The organism is Rheinheimera tilapiae, assembly GCF_042432165.1.
Lineage (GTDB): Bacteria > Pseudomonadota > Gammaproteobacteria > Enterobacterales > Alteromonadaceae > Pararheinheimera > Pararheinheimera tilapiae.
The window spans coordinates 1-4421 of sequence record NZ_JBHLXP010000014.1 but is presented as its reverse complement, the minus strand read 5'-3'; the positions used below and the strand labels follow the sequence as shown (position 1 = coordinate 4421).

Below are 4421 nucleotides of genomic sequence, written 5' to 3'. Positions count from 1 at the left end.
GGGCGTAAAGCGCACGTAGGCGGTTTTTTAAGTCAGATGTGAAAGCCCCGGGCTCAACCTGGGAATTGCATTTGAAACTGGAAAACTAGAGTGTGTGAGAGGGGGGTAGAATTCCAAGTGTAGCGGTGAAATGCGTAGAGATTTGGAGGAATACCAGTGGCGAAGGCGGCCCCCTGGCACAACACTGACGCTCAGGTGCGAAAGCGTGGGGAGCAAACAGGATTAGATACCCTGGTAGTCCACGCCGTAAACGATGTCTACTAGCTGTTCGTGGTCTTGTACCGTGAGTAGCGCAGCTAACGCATTAAGTAGACCGCCTGGGGAGTACGGTCGCAAGATTAAAACTCAAATGAATTGACGGGGGCCCGCACAAGCGGTGGAGCATGTGGTTTAATTCGACGCAACGCGAAGAACCTTACCTACTCTTGACATCTACAGAACTTAGCAGAGATGCTTTGGTGCCTTCGGGAACTGTAAGACAGGTGCTGCATGGCTGTCGTCAGCTCGTGTTGTGAAATGTTGGGTTAAGTCCCGCAACGAGCGCAACCCTTATCCTTAGTTGCCAGCGAGTTATGTCGGGAACTCTAGGGAGACTGCCGGTGATAAACCGGAGGAAGGTGGGGACGACGTCAAGTCATCATGGCCCTTACGAGTAGGGCTACACACGTGCTACAATGGTATGTACAGAGGGAGGCAAGCTGGCGACAGTGAGCGGATCTCTTAAAGCATATCGTAGTCCGGATCGCAGTCTGCAACTCGACTGCGTGAAGTCGGAATCGCTAGTAATCGCAAATCAGAATGTTGCGGTGAATACGTTCCCGGGCCTTGTACACACCGCCCGTCACACCATGGGAGTGGGTTGCAAAAGAAGTAGGTAGCTTAACCTTCGGGAGGGCGCTTACCACTTTGTGATTCATGACTGGGGTGAAGTCGTAACAAGGTAACCCTAGGGGAACCTGGGGTTGGATCACCTCCTTACCAAAAGCGAACAGATTTAACGAAGTGTCCACACAGATGATTGATTGTCATGTAGAGCAAACAGTAAGACCCATTGCGGTTACGGCTGGTCTGTAGCTCAGGTGGTTAGAGCGCACCCCTGATAAGGGTGAGGTCGGTAGTTCGAGTCTACTCAGACCAACCAATATCGCCTGTATGGGGTTATAGCTCAGCTGGGAGAGCGCCTGCCTTGCACGCAGGAGGTCAGCGGTTCGATCCCGCTTAACTCCACCATTCCTTGTGAATCAAGTGAAATCATAAGCGAAGAAAATAACTGTTTGAGTTCAAATCAGAATGCACTGCGGTGTGTTGTGATTTGAGCTTTACGCTCATACTGCTCTTTAACAATTAGGTAAGCTGATAGAAAGTAATAAATAAGGTCAACAATTTTATTGTGAACCTTACTCACAACAACGTACGACGTCAAAGACAATTTGGGGTTGTATGGTTAAGTGACTAAGCGTACACGGTGGATGCCTTGGCAGTCAGAGGCGATGAAGGACGTGCTAACCTGCGAAAAGCTGTGAGAAGTCGGTAAGAGACGTTAGACTCACAGATGTCCGAATGGGGAAACCCAGTGTGTTTACACACTATCGTATGATGAATACATAGTCATACGAGGCGAACCGGGAGAACTGAAACATCTAAGTACCCCGAGGAAAAGAAATCAACCGAGATCCCCTTAGTAGCGGCGAGCGAAAGGGGGCTAGCCCTTAAGTTGATAGCAATGCAGTGGAATCATCTGGAAATATGAGCGATACAGGGTGATAGCCCCGTACACGAAGCGTTGTTATGAATGAAAACGAGTAGGACGGGACACGAGACATCCTGTTTGAACATGGGGGGACCATCCTCCAAGGCTAAATACTCCTGACTGACCGATAGTGAACCAGTACCGTGAGGGAAAGGCGAAAAGAACCCCTGTTAGGGGAGTGAAATAGAACCTGAAACCGTGTACGTACAAGCAGTGGGAGCCTCCTTGTGGGGTGACTGCGTACCTTTTGTATAATGGGTCAGCGACTTACGTTTTGTAGCGAGGTTAACCGAATAGGGGAGCCGTAGGGAAACCGAGTCTTAACTGGGCGAATAGTTGCAAGGCGTAGACCCGAAACCCGGCGATCTATCCATGTGCAGGTTGAAGGTTGGGTAACACTAACTGGAGGACCGAACCCACTAATGTTGAAAAATTAGGGGATGACGTGTGGATAGGGGTGAAAGGCTAATCAAGCCGGGAGATATCTGGTTCTCCTCGAAAGCTATTTAGGTAGCGCCTCGAGCGAATACCATTGGGGGTAGAGCACTGTTAAGGCTAGGGGGTCATCCCGACTTACCAACCCTTTGCAAACTCCGAATACCAATGAGTACTACTCGGGAGACACACGACGGGTGCTAACGTCCGCCGTGAAAAGGGAAACAACCCAGACCACCAGCTAAGGTCCCAAAGTCATGGTTAAGTGGAAAACGATGTGGAAAGGCATAGACAGCTAGGAGGTTGGCTTAGAAGCAGCCACCCTTTAAAGAAAGCGTAATAGCTCACTAGTCGAGTCGGTCTGCGCGGAAGATGTAACGGGGCTCAAACCATGCACCGAAGCTGTGGACTTGCATTATGTGCAAGTGGTAGAGGAGCGTTCTGTAAGCCTGCGAAGGTAGATTGTGAAGTCTGCTGGAGGTATCAGAAGTGCGAATGCTGACATAAGTAACGATAAGGGGAGTGAAAAACTCCCCCGCCGGAAGACCAAGGGTTCCTATCCCATGCTAATCAGGGTAGGGTAAGTCGGCCCCTAAGGCGAGGGCGAAAGCCGTAGTCGATGGGAAACGGGTTAATATTCCCGTACCGACAGTACTGCGATGGGGGGACGGAGAAAGCTAGGCAAGCATGGCGTTGGTAGTCCATGTGAAAGTACGTAGGCAGAGGGATTAGGTAAATCCGGTTCCTTAATGCTGAGATACGAGACGAGCCACTACGGTGGTGAAGTTGCTGATGCTACGCTTCCAGGAAAAGCCTCTAAGCTTCAGGTACTGTTGACCGTACTCGAAACCGACACAGGTGGTCAGGTAGAGAATACCAAGGCGCTTGAGAGAACTCTGGTGAAGGAACTAGGCAAAATAGTACCGTAACTTCGGGAGAAGGTACGCTCTCTAATGTGAAAGACTTGCTCTGTAAGCATCGGAGAGTCGCAGTGACCAGCTGGCTGCAACTGTTTATTAAAAACACAGCACTCTGCAAACTCGAGAGAGGACGTATAGGGTGTGACACCTGCCCGGTGCCGGAAGGTTAATTGATGGGGTTAGCGCAAGCGAAGCTCTTGATCGAAGCCCCGGTAAACGGCGGCCGTAACTATAACGGTCCTAAGGTAGCGAAATTCCTTGTCGGGTAAGTTCCGACCTGCACGAATGGTGTAATGATGGCCAGGCTGTCTCCACCAGAGACTCAGTGAAATTGAAATTGCGGTGAAGATGCCGTATACCCGCGGCTAGACGGAAAGACCCCGTGAACCTTTACTATAGCTTGGCACTGAACATTGACCCTACATGTGTAGGATAGGTGGGAGACTATGAAGTTGGAACGCCAGTTCTGATGGAGTCGTCCTTGAAATACCACCCTTGTATGTTTGATGTTCTAACGTAGGTCCCTTATCGGGACTGCGGACAGTGTCTGGTGGGTAGTTTGACTGGGGCGGTCTCCTCCTAAAGAGTAACGGAGGAGCACGAAGGTTGGCTAAGTACGGTCGGACATCGTACGGTTAGTGCAAAGGCAGAAGCCAGCTTAACTGCGAGACAGACACGTCGAGCAGGTACGAAAGTAGGTCTTAGTGATCCGGTGGTTCTGTATGGAAGGGCCATCGCTCAACGGATAAAAGGTACTCCGGGGATAACAGGCTGATACCGCCCAAGAGTTCATATCGACGGCGGTGTTTGGCACCTCGATGTCGGCTCATCACATCCTGGGGCTGAAGTCGGTCCCAAGGGTATGGCTGTTCGCCATTTAAAGTGGTACGCGAGCTGGGTTTAGAACGTCGTGAGACAGTTCGGTCCCTATCTGCCGTGGGCGTTGGATGATTGATTGGAGTTGCTCCTAGTACGAGAGGACCGGAGTGAACGAACCGCTGGTGTTCGGGTTGTCATGCCAATGGCACTGCCCGGTAGCTACGTTCGGAACGGATAACCGCTGAAAGCATCTAAGCGGGAAGCCGGCCAAGAGATGAGTCATCCCTTGTGCCTTGAGCACACATAAGGGTCGTTGGAGACCACAACGTTGATAGGTGAGGTGTGGAAGCGTGGTGACACGTTAAGCTAACTCATACTAATTGCCCGAGAGGCTTAACCATACAACGCCCAAGTTGTTTTGAGTGCGTGTTGTTGTGAAACGAATTATCAGCTTACTTAGTTAAAGACAGACAAACAGTTTTTGCCTGGTGGCAATA

Annotated in this window: 2 tRNA genes and 2 rRNA genes; all 4 read left to right on the top strand. The window is 50.6% G+C overall.

From position 1 onward, the window contains the following. Positions 1 to 978: ribosomal RNA gene (locus ACFFJP_RS21335) — 16S ribosomal RNA — on the top strand; the annotation flags it as partial. An 86-nt stretch (positions 979 to 1064) separates the two neighbouring features. After that, positions 1065 to 1141 (top strand) — tRNA-Ile (locus tag ACFFJP_RS21330). Between the two features lie 13 nt (positions 1142 to 1154). After that, a tRNA-Ala gene (locus tag ACFFJP_RS21325) sits at positions 1155 to 1230 on the top strand. Between the two features lie 212 nt (positions 1231 to 1442). Next, a 23S ribosomal RNA gene (locus ACFFJP_RS21320) occupies positions 1443 to 4325 on the top strand. The last annotated feature ends 96 nt before the right edge of the window (positions 4326 to 4421 follow it).